This is a genomic window from Flavobacterium calami (assembly GCF_038290035.1).
GTDB classification, from domain to species: Bacteria; Bacteroidota; Bacteroidia; order Flavobacteriales; family Flavobacteriaceae; genus Flavobacterium; species Flavobacterium calami.
Map to the genome: position 1 here is coordinate 240142 of NZ_JBBYHS010000004.1, position 17323 is coordinate 257464.

19 protein-coding genes are annotated in these 17323 nt (G+C 33.9%); 9 read left to right on the forward strand and 10 right to left on the reverse strand.

The window, feature by feature from the left end:
- Nucleotides 1-10: 10 nt before the first annotated feature.
- Together rsmH and AAEO57_RS05255 are read right to left on the reverse strand one after the other, a co-directional pair.
- Nucleotides 11-919, reverse strand: coding sequence for a 16S rRNA (cytosine(1402)-N(4))-methyltransferase RsmH (gene rsmH, locus AAEO57_RS05250; RefSeq protein WP_341690234.1), 909 nt, complete (start codon nucleotides 917-919; stop codon nucleotides 11-13).
- On the reverse strand, nucleotides 894-1367 hold the full coding sequence (locus tag AAEO57_RS05255; RefSeq protein WP_341690236.1) for a division/cell wall cluster transcriptional repressor MraZ: 474 nt from the start codon (nucleotides 1365-1367) through the stop codon (nucleotides 894-896). The genes rsmH and AAEO57_RS05255 overlap by 26 nt, the downstream gene beginning before the upstream one ends.
- Nucleotides 1368-1744: 377 nt before the next feature.
- On the opposite strand from AAEO57_RS05255, the gene AAEO57_RS05260 reads away from it, so the two are divergent.
- The 3 genes from AAEO57_RS05260 (at nucleotide 1745) to AAEO57_RS05270 (ending at nucleotide 3995) form a co-directional block, all read left to right on the forward strand.
- Complete coding sequence (locus AAEO57_RS05260) at nucleotides 1745-2509, forward strand: alpha/beta fold hydrolase (RefSeq protein WP_341690238.1); 765 nt, start codon at nucleotides 1745-1747, stop codon at nucleotides 2507-2509.
- Nucleotides 2510-2549: 40 nt separating this feature from the next.
- Nucleotides 2550-3170, forward strand: a complete 621-nt coding sequence (yihA, locus tag AAEO57_RS05265; protein WP_341690240.1) for a ribosome biogenesis GTP-binding protein YihA/YsxC — start codon at nucleotides 2550-2552, stop codon at nucleotides 3168-3170.
- 192 nt (nucleotides 3171-3362) lie between these two features.
- The gene (locus AAEO57_RS05270; protein WP_341690243.1) at nucleotides 3363-3995 is read left to right on the forward strand and encodes a hypothetical protein; all 633 of its coding nucleotides are present in this window, start codon (nucleotides 3363-3365) and stop codon (nucleotides 3993-3995) included.
- Nucleotides 3996-4031: 36 nt separating this feature from the next.
- Here AAEO57_RS05270 and gldC read toward each other — a convergent pair whose 3' ends face one another.
- Nucleotides 4032-4367: a gliding motility protein GldC gene (gldC, locus tag AAEO57_RS05275; protein ID WP_341690245.1), complete on the reverse strand. Its 336-nt coding sequence runs from the start codon at nucleotides 4365-4367 to the stop codon at nucleotides 4032-4034.
- Nucleotides 4367-5323 carry a gliding motility lipoprotein GldB gene (gene gldB / locus AAEO57_RS05280; RefSeq protein ID WP_341690247.1) on the reverse strand — a complete coding sequence of 319 codons (957 nt, stop codon included), beginning with the start codon at nucleotides 5321-5323 and terminating at the stop codon, nucleotides 4367-4369. The genes gldC and gldB overlap by 1 nt, the downstream gene beginning before the upstream one ends.
- 97 nt (nucleotides 5324-5420) lie before the next feature.
- On the opposite strand from gldB, the gene nadE reads away from it, so the two are divergent.
- Together nadE and AAEO57_RS05290 are read left to right on the forward strand one after the other, a co-directional pair.
- Nucleotides 5421-6227: an NAD(+) synthase gene (gene nadE / locus AAEO57_RS05285; protein WP_341690249.1), complete on the forward strand. Its 807-nt coding sequence runs from the start codon at nucleotides 5421-5423 to the stop codon at nucleotides 6225-6227.
- 92 nt (nucleotides 6228-6319) lie between these two features.
- Nucleotides 6320-6949 (forward strand): response regulator transcription factor, encoded by a 630-nt coding sequence (locus tag AAEO57_RS05290; RefSeq protein ID WP_163408623.1) that lies wholly within the window; start codon nucleotides 6320-6322, stop codon nucleotides 6947-6949.
- A gap of 78 nt (nucleotides 6950-7027) precedes the next feature.
- On the opposite strand, the gene dnaG is transcribed toward AAEO57_RS05290, so the two are convergent.
- The 5 genes from dnaG to AAEO57_RS05315 form a co-directional block, all read right to left on the reverse strand.
- Nucleotides 7028-9097, reverse strand: a complete 2070-nt coding sequence (gene dnaG / locus AAEO57_RS05295; protein ID WP_341690255.1) for a DNA primase — start codon at nucleotides 9095-9097, stop codon at nucleotides 7028-7030.
- A 127-nt stretch (nucleotides 9098-9224) separates the two neighbouring features.
- On the reverse strand, nucleotides 9225-10274 hold the full coding sequence (locus tag AAEO57_RS05300) for a hypothetical protein (RefSeq protein ID WP_341690257.1): 1050 nt from the start codon (nucleotides 10272-10274) through the stop codon (nucleotides 9225-9227).
- A 206-nt stretch (nucleotides 10275-10480) separates the two neighbouring features.
- The gene (locus tag AAEO57_RS05305; RefSeq protein ID WP_341690259.1) at nucleotides 10481-11197 is read right to left on the reverse strand and encodes a hypothetical protein; all 717 of its coding nucleotides are present in this window, start codon (nucleotides 11195-11197) and stop codon (nucleotides 10481-10483) included.
- The gene (locus AAEO57_RS05310) at nucleotides 11184-11744 is read right to left on the reverse strand and encodes an RNA polymerase sigma factor (RefSeq protein ID WP_341690261.1); all 561 of its coding nucleotides are present in this window, start codon (nucleotides 11742-11744) and stop codon (nucleotides 11184-11186) included. The genes AAEO57_RS05305 and AAEO57_RS05310 overlap by 14 nt, the downstream gene beginning before the upstream one ends.
- A gap of 208 nt (nucleotides 11745-11952) precedes the next feature.
- Nucleotides 11953-12930, reverse strand: coding sequence for a polyprenyl synthetase family protein (locus tag AAEO57_RS05315; RefSeq protein ID WP_341690263.1), 978 nt, complete (start codon nucleotides 12928-12930; stop codon nucleotides 11953-11955).
- Nucleotides 12931-13077: 147 nt separating this feature from the next.
- On the opposite strand from AAEO57_RS05315, the gene AAEO57_RS05320 reads away from it, so the two are divergent.
- Nucleotides 13078-13935, forward strand: a complete 858-nt coding sequence (locus AAEO57_RS05320; protein WP_341690266.1) for a hypothetical protein — start codon at nucleotides 13078-13080, stop codon at nucleotides 13933-13935.
- Between the two features lie 82 nt (nucleotides 13936-14017).
- On the opposite strand, the gene rlmN is transcribed toward AAEO57_RS05320, so the two are convergent.
- Nucleotides 14018-15061 carry a dual-specificity RNA methyltransferase RlmN gene (gene rlmN, locus AAEO57_RS05325; RefSeq protein ID WP_341690268.1) on the reverse strand — a complete coding sequence of 348 codons (1044 nt, stop codon included), beginning with the start codon at nucleotides 15059-15061 and terminating at the stop codon, nucleotides 14018-14020.
- A gap of 400 nt (nucleotides 15062-15461) precedes the next feature.
- Between rlmN and AAEO57_RS05330 the strand changes: the two genes are divergently transcribed.
- The 3 genes from AAEO57_RS05330 to AAEO57_RS05340 all read left to right on the forward strand — a co-directional run.
- On the forward strand, nucleotides 15462-16058 hold the full coding sequence (locus AAEO57_RS05330) for a YceI family protein (protein WP_341690270.1): 597 nt from the start codon (nucleotides 15462-15464) through the stop codon (nucleotides 16056-16058).
- Between the two features lie 292 nt (nucleotides 16059-16350).
- Nucleotides 16351-16683, forward strand: coding sequence for a hypothetical protein (locus tag AAEO57_RS05335; protein ID WP_341690272.1), 333 nt, complete (start codon nucleotides 16351-16353; stop codon nucleotides 16681-16683).
- Nucleotides 16684-16787: 104 nt separating this feature from the next.
- A partial coding sequence (locus tag AAEO57_RS05340; RefSeq protein WP_341690274.1) for a transposase occupies nucleotides 16788-17323 on the forward strand: 536 nt, incomplete at its 3' end.

A 17323-nucleotide genomic window follows, 5' to 3' on the forward strand; every position in this document is an offset into this window, starting at 1 on the left:
CACCTATATATTATATCTTTTCGGCAACTCTTAATTTAGCACTCCTTGCCCTGTTGTTTTCTTTGATTTCAGCATCATCAGGAACAATTAATTTTCCTATAGCTTTAAACGGAACTGAAAAATTTCCATAAAAATCACGCTCTGGCTCACCTTCAAACATTCCGTTTTTAATAAATCTTTTTACCAGCCTGTCTTCTAATGAATGATATGAAATCACAGAAAATCTCCCGCCTGGCTTTAAAATCTCTAAGGACTGTTCAATAAATTCTTTTAAAACATCCATTTCCTGATTCACTTCAATTCGAATTGCCTGATAAATCTGGGCCAATATTTTATTTCGGACTTTCTCCGGCAAATATTTCTTCAAAACTTCCTTTAATTCATCGGTTGTCTTGATGGGATAATCTCTTCTCGCTTCTACAATTGTTCTTGCCAGAACCGGTGCGTTTTTCAATTCCCCATAATCAAAAAAAACACGACGTAAATCCTGTTCTTCATATTCGTTAACCACCCGATAAGCATTTAAATCATTTTTCTGACTCATCCGCATATCCAGTTCAGCATCGAATCTGGTGGAGAAACCTCTTTCCGGAACATCAAACTGATGCGACGAAACCCCTAAATCCGCCAGAATTCCGTCTACACTTTTTACTCCGTGAAAACGAAGAAATCTTTTTATAAACCTAAAATTTTCATTAATCAAGGTAAATCTTTCATCCGGCAGTGCATTAGCCAGCGCATCTTCATCCTGATCAAAAGCAAACAGTTTACCGTTTGATCCAAGCCTTCTCAAAATTTCTTTTGAATGGCCACCACCTCCAAACGTAACATCTACATATATACCGTCCGGCTTAATATTTAAACCATCAACGGTAGGATGAAGCAAAACCGGGTTATGATATTCCATTATCGTCGTCATTAATATTTCCCATTACTTCTTCGGCTAAATCTGCAAAATCCATATCTTCGCCGCTTATTGATTTTTCATATAAATCTTTATCCCAAATCTCTACAATATTAACTGCAGATGAAAAAACCACATCTTTCGAAATATTCGAAAAAACAACCAGGTCCTTTGGAACCAGTAACCTGCCCAGCGCATCAATTTCTACAATTTTTACCCCGGCAGTAAATCTTCTGATAAAATCATTATTCTTTTTTACAAAACGGTTGAGCTTGTTGATTTTCTGCATCATCAGATTCCACTCTTCCATTGGGTACAATTCTAAACACGGCTGAAAAACAGAGCGCTTCAAAACAAATCCGTTTTGAAGGGAGGAAGTCAGTTGCTTTTTCAAAGGCGCAGGCATCATAAGCCTTCCTTTAGCATCTACTTTACACTCATATGTTCCTACAATAGTGTTCAAGAAAAATACATTAACATGTTATAGGACAAAAATATAAAAAATATTACCACATTTTACCACTATATACCACTTTGTTGATAAGTTTACCCACTTTCATGCTATCCGATTTAACCAATAAAAAATCAATACTTTGGATATTAATCAGTTTCTAAACCGATTCTGCTGTTAATTATAAAAAATACATAGCCTTTCTCTTAAAAAAATAATTATAACTCAACGTTTTTAACATTGTAAAAAGCAGAAAAAAACTTATTAAAACCTGATTTTTAAGCACTTATAAGTTCTACTAAAATAATGTAGTTAAAAAATGACAGCAAAAATTCATTTTTATTTATTAAACCCTATATTTGTCCAAATTGAAATTGGCATTAAATTAAATGGACAAACACTACAAAAAAGAGGGCAAATACAGCTATTTTGAAGCTGGTGAAGGAACTCCTATCGTAATTCTTCACGGATTAATGGGAGGTCTTAGTAACTTTGACGGTGTAGCGCAATACTTCCCAACAAAAGGATACAAAGTTGTTATCCCGGATTTGCCAATCTACACTCAAAGTATTTTAAAAACAAACGTCAAAAGTTTTGCGAAATACGTTAAGGATTTTATCAATTTTAAAGGTTTTGATAAAGTAATTTTACTAGGTAATTCTTTAGGAGGACATATTGCCCTTTACCACACTAAACTATATCCTGAAAAAGTAGCAGGATTAGTAATCACAGGAAGCTCAGGTCTTTACGAAAGCGCCATGGGAGACAGCTACCCTAGAAGAGGCGATTATGAATACATTAAAAAGAAAGCTGAAGCTGTATTTTATGACCCAAAAATTGCTACTCCTGAACTTATTGATGAAGTATACGCAACAGCAAACGACCGCATAAAACTGATTAAAACATTAACAATCGCCAAAAGTGCCATTCGTCATAATATGGCAAAAGATTTACCAAAAATGACAGTTGAAACCTGTATCATTTGGGGTAAAAATGATTCTGTAACACCTCCTAATGTTGCAGAAGAATTTCATAAATTACTGCCTAATTCAACTTTGTACTGGATTGACAAATGCGGACATGCAGCTATGATGGAGCATCCTCAGGAATTTAACGAAGTTCTTGAAAAATGGCTTACAGAAAAAAACTTATAGTATCTGTTTTTAATTTTAAGAAGATTTTAAAATAAAACACATGAAAATCACTTCTGCCGAATTCATTGTCAGCAATTCTGACGCTTCAAAATGCCCAGCTGAATTTTTGCCGGAATATGCTTTTATTGGCCGATCAAATGTGGGAAAATCCTCTTTGATAAACATGCTAACCAATCATAAAAATTTAGCAAAAACATCAGGAAAACCCGGGAAAACTCAATTAATAAATCACTTTAAAATCAACAACAACTGGTTTTTGGTCGATTTACCAGGTTATGGATATGCAAAAGTTTCCAAAAAAACCAAATCTGTTTTCCAGCAATTTATTACTGATTATTTTGAAAACAGACAACAACTTGTATGCGCTTTTGTTTTAATCGACATTCGGCATGAGGCTCAAAATATTGACATTGAATTCATGACTTACATGGGAGAAAGCGAAATTCCGTTTTGCATTATTTTTACCAAAGCAGATAAAATTAGTAAAACAAAAATTGACTCGCATATTGCCGCGTATAAAAAACAAATGTATGCTAACAATTGGGCTGAAATGCCTCATTATTTCGTAACCTCATCTACAGAATCAATTGGAAAAGAAGATCTTTTGTCTTACATCGACGAAGTAAATCAGGAAGTTTTCAAAAACAACTCCGGTTTTTAAATTTCGATTTTACAGATTTTTTCCAAAAAGAAAATAGTAGCTAAAAAATCACAAATTCCATTCTAAATTTAGGAGTTTGTTTTTTTTAGCTACAGATGGTTCTTTGAATTAATTTTTATTTTTTTTTAGGAATAACCTTAAGGCATTATCTTTTTTTAAATTATATTTGACCCAAATTAATTTCATTCTTTTATGAAGAAAACTCTTTTCTTTTTACTTTTAACACTCTTATCCTCCTGCAATGTCACTCACTATTTTTTACACAGTACAGACAAAGCAAATGGCTTAGACTTTACTAAAGGTATCTGGTTAATCGGTGATATAGAAGTTGATCAAAATACAAAAACAAAATTAACACGTTTTGTAATGTCAGATTTTTCAAAATACTTAGGAAGAAGAGTAAAGTATTCAATGTCTGAACGAAAAGACTTAGGCACAAAACAAGTTCCGCTGAAATTAGAAAAATCAGCCATTTTGGAACTAAAAAAAGGAGCTGACGCAGATTATTATGTAAATATAAAATGTAAAAATGCGAAAAATGACTTTAGCAGTTTTGAATTTCAAAATCATTTTTACTACAAAAAACAAATGACATACGCTGAAGTTATTTTAGAGGTATACGACTTGAATAAAGGGGAAATAATTTATTCTCAGGCGGCCGGAGGATGTCTGGAAGAAGAGCTTAGTATTACCAACCAGCCCACATCAGTAGTAATAATTGGCTGTTACAAGAAAATCATTAATGATATTAAAAAAAATTCAATAAAACCCAAACAAAGCTTACCGACCTATCAGGAGAAAAAAAATCTCAAATCCCGATTGTAACCAGGATTTGAGATTTTTTTTAGTTTTAATTTTTTCTTATTTAGTCAGTTCTAGTTTTTCTGCAAAATAATCACAGAAATCTTTCATTGTATCGGACATTTTTTCGTCATCAGTTGCACGCTTAAACGTATCTGACATTGCAACTAAAGTCTGATGGAAAAAAATCTTCATTTCATCAACCGGCATATCTTTTGTCCAAAGATCAATACGCATCGTTTCTTTGGCTTTGCTGTCCCAGATTGACAACATAATCGCTTTGGCTTCTTCTCTTTCGACACCACCGTCCTGAGCTGTCCATGTTAGCTTTTCCGGCACACGGTTCTCGTCTAATTCTATATTGAATTTAATTTCTGAATTTATTGTCTCTGACATTATTTCTTAGGTTTGTATTTTGATTTTTCAAAAATTTCTTTTGCACTTGTATTTAATAATTGCGGCAAAGTTACGCTATTATTTTTCATATACGAACGTACCAGCTGCCATCCAATCCACGAACCCACCCTTCCAGGAGAATCATTATCAATTTCCAGATAAAACTTAGAAAATGGAGCCGGGGCAATAAATCGCGCAGTCAGCTTAGGATCATCGCTGTACAATAATTCTTTTTCAATAAAATAACGCCACATATACCCTTCATTTTCTTCGCACCATTTTATTTGTTCAGGCGTGTAGCCAATTTTTTCCGCATCGGTATATTCCGGTAAAAGCAAATCCTTTGCGTACAATTGTTTCCCTTCGAAAATCATTTGCGAGACCAGATTTTTATCATCATACGCAGGAATATTTCTATACGTAAAACTCGAAACAACATCCGGCATGATCTGTCTCTCTTCAAAATTCTGTTTCAGATAATTTGGAAACTGATAGAACTTGTGTTCCTTACCCAAATACAATTCCAGCGCTACAATAACAAGACTGTCAGCATAAATAGCTTTGGTATTATAATCCATATCTCCAATTAGCGTAATGACTTTTGGAATTTTGGTTTTAGGAAAATAATATTTCACATGCTGAAAAAGCGTATTAAACTCCTTACGAACAGGCTCAAAATTTGAATATTTTTTTTGAACTTCAGTATAAACTTCTCTCCAGACCGGTTCCTGCATTTTTTGAATCCACACAGCATCATCATTCCCTACAGGGAAAAATAAAGGATATTGCTTTTTAATTTGGGCTAAATTCTCCGGTTTCGTCTCAAAAAAAACCTTGTCAAAACGGTCTACTCTGACATCAACAGGAATTTCTTCAACAGCTTTTTCTACTTTAGTTTTTTGATCACATGATAAAAAAAACAGGGACAGAACCACTACAAAGCGATATATTTTCATTTTATTTTAATTAGATTTGTGTTGCTGTTTAAGTAAACATATACTTAAAAAAAATTTGTGCAAATATACATCCCTACATCTTAAAACCTGAAATATTATGGCTAAAAAAAGCACTATACAGACAGAAAAAGTAAATGCTCACATTGTAGAGTGGCTGAAAAATTATGCTAACAATGCTAAAGTAAACGGTTTCGTGGTCGGAATCTCCGGCGGAGTCGATTCTGCCGTAACTTCTACTTTATGCGCCCAGACCGGATTACAAGTTTTATGTGTCGAAATGCCGATTCACCAGGCAGAAAGCCAGGTTTCAAGAGGAAAAGAACATATCGAACAATTAAAAAAACGTTTTCCTAATGTATCTAGCGTAATCACTGATTTGACTTCAACTTTTGAATCTTTTAAAACTGCTGTTCCAAAAACGGATGATGAAACAAAGGTAAATCTTTCATTTGCCAATACTCGAGCCCGGATCCGAATGACCTCTTTATATTATCTGGCTGGAATTCATGGACTTCTGGTTGCCGGAACCGGTAACAAAGTAGAAGATTTTGGTGTTGGATTCTATACTAAATATGGAGACGGAGGTGTTGATTTAAGTCCAATTGCTGATTTAATGAAGTCTGATGTGTATGCTCTTGGCGAATATTTAACAATTCCGAATTCAATTTTAACAGCTGCACCAACCGATGGTTTATTTGGAGACAACAGGACTGATGAAGATCAGTTAGGAGCCAGTTATGACGAACTGGAGTGGGCAATGACAGCCGATGAAGCAGGAAATACGGCAGCCGATTATCACGGAAGAGAAAAAACTGTTTTTGAAATTTACAAACGTTTAAACACAAATAACAAACATAAAATGGAAGAAATTCCTGTATGTTTAATACCAAAAACGTTAAAATAAAACTTTTAACACTTACCTGATATTAATTACAGAATTTATTTATTAATTTTACTGCTCCAAAAACAAATAAACAATTCTAAAAAGGTAAAATTATGATTAAAGTATGTCTAGCAGACAACCACCCTGTGACTCACTTTGGCGTTAAGTCATATTTTAAAGACCACGACCAAATTTCAATTGTTGCAAACGTAGGTAATTTCTCAATGGTGAGAGATATTCTTCAAACGAAAGAAATCGACATTCTAATATTAGATTTAGAATTAGAAGGGCTTTCAAGTATTTTTGAAGTAAAATCGATCCTGAAAAATTTTCCAAAAACGAAAATTGTAATTTTTAGTGATCTGGCGGAGCAAATGTATGCGCCTAACGCAATTAAAGCTGGGGTTTCCGGGTATGTGCACAAAACAGAAAAACTTGAAACATTAGGTGTTTCAATTATTAAGGTTCACGAAGGAAAAGTTATTATTAACGAAACTGTGCGTAAAAACATGGCACTTATTGCTAAACAAAGTAAAAGTGAACGTTTGTACAGAAAACTTTCCAATCGTGAAATTGAAGTTTTACGTTACTTAAGTGACGGAAAGAAAAACAATGAAATTTCTAAAATTCTAAGCCTGAACGAAAAAACAATTAGTACTTATAAACTAAGGCTATTGACTAAATTAAACGTTACCAATTTAGTTGACTTAGTTAATAAAGCTAAGACTTTAGAAATTATTTAATTAATGGAATAATGATTCTCCTGAGAATCCAACCCATAAAAAAAGCTCTATATTTTTGATATAGAGCTTTTTGATTTATTAGTGATAAGGAACCACTACTCTTCCTAATTTCTTTGAAAAATTATTCAGTAATTTAGAATAATCCACAACCATAGACAATACTTCAGAGTTATCTTCCTTAGGCTCTGTCAGCAATGAGTTTTTCAGTTCTGCAATAATTCCTGAAACCAAATACCATCGCATTGAGAAAATAGTATCAGAAACATTCTGTTCGATGGTTTCGCTTTTGTGTTTTGGAAAAATATTTTGTCCTTCCCAATTATGAATCGTCACTCTTTCATCTTCCATTAAAATATTTGTTACTTCCTGAGCAAATTCAGGCTGCAAGTGCATCAAATATTTATCTAAACTAAATGTCTCGTTTTGATTATAAAAATCAATAATATTGTTATAAAGATTCTGAAATAACGTATTCGACAGCTCTACCTCATCTTCCTGCAGACTCAAATATATTTTTTCAAATACTTTATATTTTCTTTTTTCAGAAACCTCTTTTACGTTCCCTTCTTCATCCGCCTTTAGGAAAACATCTTCAAAATCTTCGACTACACTTCCGTATAATAAAAGTATTTCAATAATTTTTCTTTCAAAACCATATAAAATATCTACTTTTTGAACCTGTTCTCCTGAATATCCCGCATCACCAGGATAATCATAGCCCTCTGGCGGGCCGGTTCGCGGATCCTCCGGATCTCCTCCTGAAAACGTTCCTGCTTTTGGAGGCTGATTTCTAAAAACCTCAAAAGGCTTTTGTTCCTGCTTTTGTTTTTTGTTGGCTTCTGCAATATCTTTCTGAATCAGCTGTGCCAGAGTACTCACCAAAACCTGCTCTGAAATATCCATTATTCGGGCACATTCCTGAATATACACTTCACGTTGAATACGGTCTGGTATCTTAGAAATACTAGCCACCATATCGCGAATCAGATCGGCTTTTTTTATCGGGTCGTTTTTTGCTTCTCCCATTAAAATCGAAGCCTTAAACTGTATAAAGTCTTTACTGTTGTTTTCTAAATAAGCAACTAAATCATCATGGGAATTTTTTCGTGCGAAACTATCCGGGTCTTCACCGTCAGGAAAGGCACAAACCCTTACGTTCATTCCTTCTTCCAGAATCAAATCGATTCCACGAATAGAAGCACGAAGTCCTGCAGCGTCACCATCAAAAAGTACGGTAATATTTCGTGTCAGACGATTAATTAGACGAATCTGATCTGGTGTCAGAGCTGTTCCGGATGAAGCCACAACATTTTCGATTCCGGCCTGATTGAACTGAATTACATCGGTATAACCTTCGACCAAATAACAATTATTTTGTTTTGCAATTGACTGCTTGGCCTGAAAAATTCCGTAGAGCACTTTACTTTTATGGTAAATATCACTTTCTGGTGAATTTAGGTATTTAGCGGCTTTTTTATCATTGGTTAAAATACGCCCTCCAAAACCTAAAACACGCCCCGACATACTTTGAATCGGAAACATCACACGACCTTTAAAACGATCAAAAGGACGATCTTCTCTTGGAATTGTTAAACCTGTACTTTCTAAAAATTCTAATTTATAACCTTTGCCAAGTGCTTCTTTTGTCAAAGCGTCCCAAGTTTCAGGTGAATATCCTAAATTGAACTTTTTAATGGTTTCATTCGTAAAACCTCTTTCTTTAAAATAGGATAAACCGATTGCTTTTCCTTCTTCAGAATTCAACAGTGTATCATGAAAATATTTTGCAGCAAATTCAGAAACGAGATACATACTTTCGCGAACATCGGTTATGGCTTTTTCGGCATCTGTCTGCTCAGTTTCTTCAATTTCGATATTGTATTTTTTGGCTAAATATCGAATAGCTTCCGGATAAGTAAAATGAGAGTGTTCCATTAAGAAAGCAACCGAATTCCCTCCTTTTCCTGAACTAAAATCTTTCCAGATTCCTTTTGCAGGCGAAACCATGAAGGAAGGTGAGCGTTCATCTGAGAAAGGGCTCAACCCTTTAAAGTTACTTCCTGCACGTTTTAAATTAACAAAATCACCAATAACCTCCTCTACACGAGCAGTTTCAAAAACAGCATCAATTGTACTTTGTGAAATCAAAACGTAAAATATTTTTTAAAAATAAGAGCCTGTAAAAGTACATAAATCCTTCCTGAAAATTAGCGATTTCACACAAAAAAAGCACTCTTTTTAAAGTGCTTTTTTACTAACTAACCAAATTGTATCCTTAATTAAAATCAAAACGAAGTCCTAAGGAAATATTATTTTCTTTAATTAAATTATCCTGAAACAATGGGTTTAAATCATATTTCATATACAAACTCAATTCCTTATAACCGATGTACGAACTTAATCCGTAGATAAAATTATTTACATTATACTCGCCTTTTATAGTCGATTTGTATTTCAAATCGTCTTCTTCAAATTTTAAAATTTGCTTCGATTTCACATTGATTCCGGCATAACCCCCAACTCCAAAACGGAAACTTTTATGGGTTCTGAAATACGTTTTTCCGTCTTTTTCTTTTGGCTTTGTAAAATCAAATTCTAAATGAACAGGCACTACTAAATACACATTTCTAAAACGCGATTCGGTTAAATTTACAGGATTAATTTCTAAATCGGTCTGATTCCCGTTTACTACAAAACTGCGGTTCTCTGTTGGGCGAATATTATTGTACATTAATGACAATCCATACTTAGCATGCAATAAATTATCATTTTTCATTAATCGCGAGTTATATGTAAAACCCCATTCATAAAAATGTGAACCCATAAATTTATAATTTGAATCCTGAAGTTTGCCATCAGCCATCATATTATTAAGTCCCATTGCAAAAACAAATTGAGAAGTGGTTCTTTTTTCTCCACGAATAGAATCCTTACTTTTTTTATGATTCCAGTCGTTTTTGTCCCAGTAAATAACTATTCTGTTTTTCTTTGTAGAATCCTGTTCTTTCAGCTTCCCGTCTACTTTTTGCTGAACCAGATCATTTAATTCATTTTGTGCAAGAGTTACTTTCTCTTCGATAATTACAGCTCTTGCTTCGGCCAGTTCCTTTTTGCGTTTATCAGCCTGCTCTCCTGTAATTACACCATTTGAAAGCTGTACATTTATTCCTTCAACTTCTTTTTTGAGGGTTTCTTTTTCCTCTTTAGTAATTTTTTCTATTTTATTTGCAATTTGTTTTGCCCTTGATTCAAAAGTGTCCTGTCCCAGCACTTTACTGACAAATAAAAAGACTAAAATAACGAGGTGAATGGTAAAATTTTTCATGATTGATTTTTTTAAATTGATTGATGATGATTAATTGTGATTTGTAAAATGTAAAATATGAAATGTGCTTTGTAAAATATATTTTGTGGTTGTGAGGCATGAATGGTAAGCTGTAAAATCTTTACTCTTTACTCTTTACTCTTTACTCTTTACTTTTCACATTTCACTTTTTACTTTTTACTTTTTATTTTTAAGTGCTAACTTCTTTATTCCTGCTGATTTCTGCTGGCTACAGCCACTTTCACTGTCTGATAATTTTTATTGACTTTTGAAATTACTTTTTCTCTAAAAGACAGTTCTAATTCGCCATCGACCTGATTGAGTAAATCATTGGCATTGACTTTTATTTTTGATTTTGGTTTAGCCGAATTTTCTGCGACAATTTTATGTTCAGCAGTTTCTAATAACTGATCGACATTTGAAGTTTTAGTGCTTTCGGCAATTACAGTTTGATTGTTGATTGATTGTTTTTCCTGATTGTTTTTGATGATGACTGAAGACTCCGCTATTTGATTTGATTCATTTTTAATGATTTTATTTGAGATTTGATTACGTTTTTTTTCTTCCTTATTTAAACTTTCTTTTGAAAGATTTTCTGTGACAGCAATTTCTGTTTCTTTCGAATTTGTATTATTTAAAATTGGTTTCACAACTGAGTCTTTTTTAGCATTCTCTTCAATAACAACATTGTTTGGCGTTTCAGCTGTATTCTTATTTTGATTAAAAAAGAAAGTTCCAACCAACAAAAACCCAACAACACTCGCTGCGATATAAAGCCATTTTCTTTTTGAGTTTTTCTCCGGCTTCTTCTCTTCGGCAACACTCAACATAGCATCCAATCGATCCCAGGCTTTATTGCTTGGCTCAATTTTGCGCTGATTTAGTTTTTCACGGAAATCCTTTTCAAAATTATTCGGTTCCATTTACTTGTTTTTTTAAAATAGTAATTTGTGTTTGCAGCATTTTCCTAGCGTGCGATAATTGCGATTTTGATGTTCCTTCATTAATCCCTAACATCTTGGCAATTTCATTGTGTTTATAACCTTCGATCGCATATAAATTGAAGACCATTTTATAGCCGTCGGGCAAAGCATCAATTAAATACTGAATCTGTTCTACTGTAAATTGACTATCGATTTCGTTGAAACTTTCTTCTGTAAAAAATTCATCCTCGGCAAATTTTACTTTTTTCTGAACTCTCAAATACGAAATACATTCGTTAACCATAATTCGGCGGATCCAGCCTTCAAAACTTCCTTTGTGTTCGAACTTACTTAAGTTGGTAAACACCTTCATAAAAGCGGTTATCATTACATCTTCTGCAAGCTGAATGTCTTTTATATATTGACGGCAGACGCTTAACATTTTCGAAGAATACTTACCATAAATCTGTTGTTGTGCCTGTCGATTATTTTCGACAGCCAACTTTATGATTTTGGTTTCTTCCTGATGTAACTGAATAATTTTCATTAATAAGCGTACAGATTTTGTTTTACTAACAGACTTCTATTAGCATAGACGAGTATCGTTTTAAAATGGTTGTATGAGGGTGAAAAAAAATCAAAAAATTTAAATTGCTTCGCCTGTTCGCTATCGCTCGAGCCCAAATTCCAACCAATAGAATATTAAACTGATTTACAACAAAGTAAACCAATTATCTAATTTTCTAATTGACTAATTATTTCTTTCTCTCAATAACGTAATTCACCATTAAAGTAAGTGCATCCTTGAATTCAGAATCGGGATAATTTTTTAAAAGAGAAAGTGCTTCCTGCTGGAATTCGACCATTTTATTTTCGGCGTAAGCCAGACCATTATTGCTTTTTACAAAAGCAATCACTTCTTTTACACGTTTTTTGTCTTTGTTGTGGTTTTTGATGGAGTTTATCAGCCACTTTTTTTCCTGTGGAGTACAAGTATTTAAAACGTGAATTAAAGGCAAAGTCATTTTTTGCTCTTTAATATCGATTCCTGTTGGTTTTCCGATGGCTTCTTCGCTGTAATCGAATAAATCGTCTTTGATTTGAAACGCCATTCCGATAAGTTCGCCAAACTTTCGCATGTTCTCTACCTGAGCATCATCCTCGATTACCGATTTGGCACCAAGAGCACAACAGGCGGCAATAAGAGTTGCAGTTTTTTTTCTGATGATTTCGTAGTACACATCTTCGGTAATATCTAGTCGTCGGGCTTTTTCAATCTGAAGCAATTCGCCTTCACTCATTTCGCGAACGGCTACCGAAATAATTTTCAAAAGGTCAAAATCGCCATTATCAATTGAAAGCAGTAATCCTTTTGAAAGTAAATAATCCCCAACCAAAACTGCAATTTTGTTTTTCCAAAGTGCATTGATGGAAAAGAATCCGCGACGGCGGTTACTGTCATCTACTACATCATCATGAACCAAAGTTGCGGTATGAATCAACTCAATTACAGATGCCCCACGATAGGTTCTTTCGTTTACAATTCCTTCTGAAACCATTTTTGCAGTCAGAAAAACAAACATCGGACGCATTTGTTTTCCTTTTCGGTTTACAATATAATAGGTAATGCGGTTAAGCAATGCAACCTTTGAAGTCATTGATTCATGGAACTTTTTTTCGAAAAGTTCCATTTCGTTAAAAATGGGCTGTTTTATTTGAGAAGTAATATTCATTTCGCCTTCAAATATACTATTTTAAATAAAAAAACGTTGTTTATTTTAGGTTAGTATATCAATATTTTGTGTACTAGTTCAAAAAAAAACACCAAAAAAATCTAATACCTAATTTGAATTCATTAATTAAAATTTAAATTATTTATTATGAAAACAAAATTTTTATTAATTGCATGCATTGCATTAACTTTTTTCATTGGATGTAATTCTGACGAAAACACTAATGACGGAACACCAACAGCAATTTCTAACGAAGAGATTTTAGCCAACTCAAAAATTGATGCTTCAATAGAAGACGTTACCACTATTGCCGAAGATCAGTTTACCGCACAACAAAACATCAATAACAAAACTGACGGAGCTATTAAAAACTACCTGCCAAGCTGCGCAACAATTACAACAGCCTTAAGCGGTAATACCTGGACCAAAACCGTTGATTTTGGCATTGAAGGCTGTACACTTGAAAACGGAAATTCGGTAAAAGGGAAAATGGTTATTTCATTCTCCAATGATTTTTCGGCTTCAACTCAGACAATCAGCTATACTTTTGAAGGGTTTTATCATAATGGCAAAAAACTTCAGGGAAGTAAAAGCATCGTCCGTACTAAAAAAGCTACTCCTTTACAATCAGAAGTACATCCGGTTTTAACCGTAGCAATTGATCTGACTATTACTTTTGATGATGGAGGTGTGTACACCCGAAAAGGCACTTTGACCAAAGAAACCATTGCTGGTTATGATACCTGGTTTAACTGGGAAGACAACGTTTCGGTCGTTACAGGAAGCGGCACAACAACTTTCCCTAATGGCGATACTTTTTCTGCAGAAATAACAACTCCTCTCGAATTTTATGCGACCTGCCGAAAACCATTTGCTTTAAAAGGAATACTTTCTATAACAAAAAACGGTGCAAATGCAGTTGTTGATTACGGAAACGGAGACTGCAACACTCTTGTAAACGTGACCAAAGATGGTATAACTACAGAAATAGATTTAAAAAAATAACCTTTTTTGCCCAAAAAGAAAAGCATTAAAAACAAGTACGAATCTTGTTCTTAATGCTTTTTTTATTTTTAGACTATAATATTTAAGCTTCTTTATTCGCCAATTGCCCACAGGCTGCGTCAATATCTTTTCCGCGGCTGCGGCGTACTTTTACCACTACTCCAATATTTTCCAATGCTTTTATGTAAGCCATTATTGACTCTTCTGATGCCTGCTGAAACTCACCATCATCGATGGGGTTGTATTCTATTAAATTTACCTTGCAGGGTACATACTTACAAAACTTAACCAAGGCATCAACTGAAGCTTTATCATCATTAATCCCTTTCCAGACTACGTATTCGTACGAAATTTTGCTTTTGGTTTTTCTGTACCAATATTCCAATGCTTCACGTAAATCTTTTAAGGGGAAATTTTGGCTAAAAGGCATTATTCGGGCACGAACTTCATCAATTGCGGAATGCAAAGAAACCGCTAATTTGAATTTTACCTCATCATCTGCCATTTTTTTAATCATTTTTGGAATTCCCGAAGTTGAAACCATAATCCGTTTTGGCGACATTCCTAAACCTTCAGCAGAGGTAATCATATCAATAGCCTTAATGACATTATTATAATTCATTAAAGGCTCTCCCATTCCCATAAAAACAATATTTGAAAGCGGATGATTGTGATACAGACGGCTTTCCCTGTCAATTGCGACAACCTGATCGTAAATTTCACCCGGCTCCAGATTTCTCATTCTTTTTAATCTGGCTGTTGCACAGAAATTACAATCAAGACTGCATCCAACCTGACTGGAAACACAAGCTGTAGTTCTGGTTTCAGTAGGAATCAAAACAGATTCTACCACCAGACCATCGTGCAGACGAACAGCATTTTTTACAGTTCCGTCACTGCTACGCTGCATCGTATCAACCTTGATATGATTGATTACAAAGTTATTTTCAAGCATTACCCTTGTAGACTTTGCAACATTGGTCATATCATCAAAACTATGCGCTCCTTTACTCCATAACCATTCATAAACCTGGTTTCCACGAAAAGCTTTGTCGTTATTAGCGACAAAAAAATCACGTAACTGATCTTTCGATAAGGCTCTTATGTCTTTTTTCTCAATTTGCATGGTGCAAATTTAATCACTTTTGTTCTTTTTTAATGCTTTTTAGAGTCATTCTTGCCGGTAAAGCCCAATTTTTAAAGTTATTTTAGAGAAATCTCAATTATCTGCTCAAATAAAGACCTATAAATAGTTACAAAAAAATTCTTATCCCGTAATTAACACCTCCTTAATAAGTGATTAAAAATCAACATGATACAACTATAAATCATTTCCTCAGAAGATTGTACATACTAATATTATAGTTCTATAAAATAATTTTGACTATGATTTTTATCATTAAATCTGCTTTGTATTCACAATAAATTTGATACAAGAATTAAGGAGATGATTGTTCATACAACACTTATCAACTGTCAAAAAAATCAGCCCTTAATTAAATGATTAACGAATAAATCAACAAAAAATGAAAACTCTCAAATCAATTTTTTTAACAGTTATCTGTTTAGGAATTACGCTTTACACCAATGCTCAAAAAAATTATACAGTTAATACCAAATCGAAATTTGAAGTTGCCGGAACCTCTACAGTTCACGATTGGGTAATGAAATCTACAGACGGGACTGGTACAGCGAATTTAACAGTTAAGGATTCTAAGCTGACGGATATAAACAGCCTGACAATTATATTACCGGCAGAAAGCCTTAAAAGCGGCAAATCAAGTATGGATGATGTGGCTTATGAAGCTTTAGACACCAAAACACACAGAAATATCAAATATGTTTTAAAATCTGCTGACAAAGTAAACGAAACAGTTTGGAACCTGACCGGAATTTATACCATTTCTGGTGTCAGCAAAGAATACAGAACTCAGGTTAGCGTAACGGCTGTTAACGGAAATTTTGTTTTAAGAGGCTCTAACCAAATCACTTTTGCAGATTTTGGAATATCTCCCCCAACAGCTGCTCTTGGAGTTGTCAGAACCGGAAAAGATTTGACTATTCTTTTTAATATCACTTTAAATGATTACACTCAAAGTGAAAATGTTTTAGTCATCAAATAAATAACCCACTATCGAAATAAACATAATTCACTACTTTTAAAAATGAACGGAGTCGAAGACTTTTTGCCCAAAAAGAACTTCGGCTCCGTTCTGCTTTCAATCCTGATGAATTGTCTTCGGCAGGTAAAAAAAAATTAAACACACACCTGAAAAAAATAATTTTTGGCACGGGAATTGTCTTGCACTCAAAAGGAAAATAATCTTACAAAGAGCGCTTAATTTAAAAATTTGTACTTTTATTTTTTCAGCTTTATACCCTTTATATTTTATCAATTTTAAAAATTAAATTATCATGAAAAAACAAATTTTAAGTTTAGCAGTTATCGCTTTGTTAGCATTCGGTGTTCAGTCTTGTGAAGATAAAAAAGCAACTAAACCTGAAGAAGAATTAACGCTTGGAAACAAAGTAGACTCCTTGACAACTGACATTGAAGAAGTAAAAGACAGCGCAGTTAGCAAAACCGAAAATGCTGCAGAAGATGTTAAATCAGCAACCCAAAAAGCTGCAGAAGATGTAAAAGATGCTACTAAAAAGGGAGCTGAAAAAGTAGAAGCTGCCGCTAAAGCTGCAAAAGACGGAACGGTACAAACTGCAAAAGACGTAAATGAAGCTTTGAAAAAATAATTTCATCAGAATCAACTTAAGAGGCTGTCCGAAAAGTAAGGACAGCCTTTTTTTTGCTGTTTTTAATCTAAAATAGTATCTTAGAGTTGCACAAAAAACGAGCAATGGCTAAAGTAATATTTAAATCGCAATCAATCAATACTCCGGAACTTTTTCCGGTGAATATTTTTGATAAAATCCCAGAAAATCATCCTGTTCGGTTAGTTGACCAAGTTGTGAATTCATTGGATATCAGTACACTTTTTAAAAAATACAAAGGCGGTGGCACCTCGGCTTACCACCCCAGAATGATGCTTAAGATTTTGTTTTACAGTTATTTGAGCAACACCTATTCTTGCCGAAAAATAGCAAAAGCACTCACGGAGAACATTCATTTTATGTTTATTTCAGGCAACTCAACCCCTGATTTTAGAACCATCAACGATTTTAGAGGAAAGATTTTAAAAGAGAACATCAAAGATTTATTTGCCGAGGTAGTCAAAATGCTTGTGGAAATGAAATACATAAGTCTTGATATTCAGTATATCGACGGAACAAAAATAGAAGCCAAATCCAATAAATACACCTTTGTCTGGCGCGGTTCTATAGAGAAATACAAAGAAAAACTCGAAGTAAGAATCAATAGTATTTTATCCGATAT

Coding starts and splice junctions, on each gene's coding strand:
- rsmH (WP_341690234.1), bottom strand. CDS start 919: ATGACGACGATAATGGAATATCATAACCCGGTTTTGCTTCATCCTACC.
- AAEO57_RS05260 (WP_341690238.1), top strand. CDS start 1,745: ATGGACAAACACTACAAAAAAGAGGGCAAATACAGCTATTTTGAAGCT.
- yihA (WP_341690240.1), top strand. CDS start 2,550: ATGAAAATCACTTCTGCCGAATTCATTGTCAGCAATTCTGACGCTTCA.
- AAEO57_RS05270 (WP_341690243.1), top strand. CDS start 3,363: ATGAAGAAAACTCTTTTCTTTTTACTTTTAACACTCTTATCCTCCTGC.
- gldC (WP_341690245.1), bottom strand. CDS start 4,367: ATGTCAGAGACAATAAATTCAGAAATTAAATTCAATATAGAATTAGAC.
- gldB (WP_341690247.1), bottom strand. CDS start 5,323: ATGAAAATATATCGCTTTGTAGTGGTTCTGTCCCTGTTTTTTTTATCA.
- nadE (WP_341690249.1), top strand. CDS start 5,421: ATGGCTAAAAAAAGCACTATACAGACAGAAAAAGTAAATGCTCACATT.
- AAEO57_RS05290 (WP_163408623.1), top strand. CDS start 6,320: ATGATTAAAGTATGTCTAGCAGACAACCACCCTGTGACTCACTTTGGC.
- AAEO57_RS05300 (WP_341690257.1), bottom strand. CDS start 10,274: ATGAAAAATTTTACCATTCACCTCGTTATTTTAGTCTTTTTATTTGTC.
- AAEO57_RS05305 (WP_341690259.1), bottom strand. CDS start 11,197: ATGGAACCGAATAATTTTGAAAAGGATTTCCGTGAAAAACTAAATCAG.
- AAEO57_RS05310 (WP_341690261.1), bottom strand. CDS start 11,744: ATGAAAATTATTCAGTTACATCAGGAAGAAACCAAAATCATAAAGTTG.
- AAEO57_RS05315 (WP_341690263.1), bottom strand. CDS start 12,930: ATGAATATTACTTCTCAAATAAAACAGCCCATTTTTAACGAAATGGAA.
- AAEO57_RS05320 (WP_341690266.1), top strand. CDS start 13,078: ATGAAAACAAAATTTTTATTAATTGCATGCATTGCATTAACTTTTTTC.
- rlmN (WP_341690268.1), bottom strand. CDS start 15,061: ATGCAAATTGAGAAAAAAGACATAAGAGCCTTATCGAAAGATCAGTTA.
- AAEO57_RS05330 (WP_341690270.1), top strand. CDS start 15,462: ATGAAAACTCTCAAATCAATTTTTTTAACAGTTATCTGTTTAGGAATT.
- AAEO57_RS05335 (WP_341690272.1), top strand. CDS start 16,351: ATGAAAAAACAAATTTTAAGTTTAGCAGTTATCGCTTTGTTAGCATTC.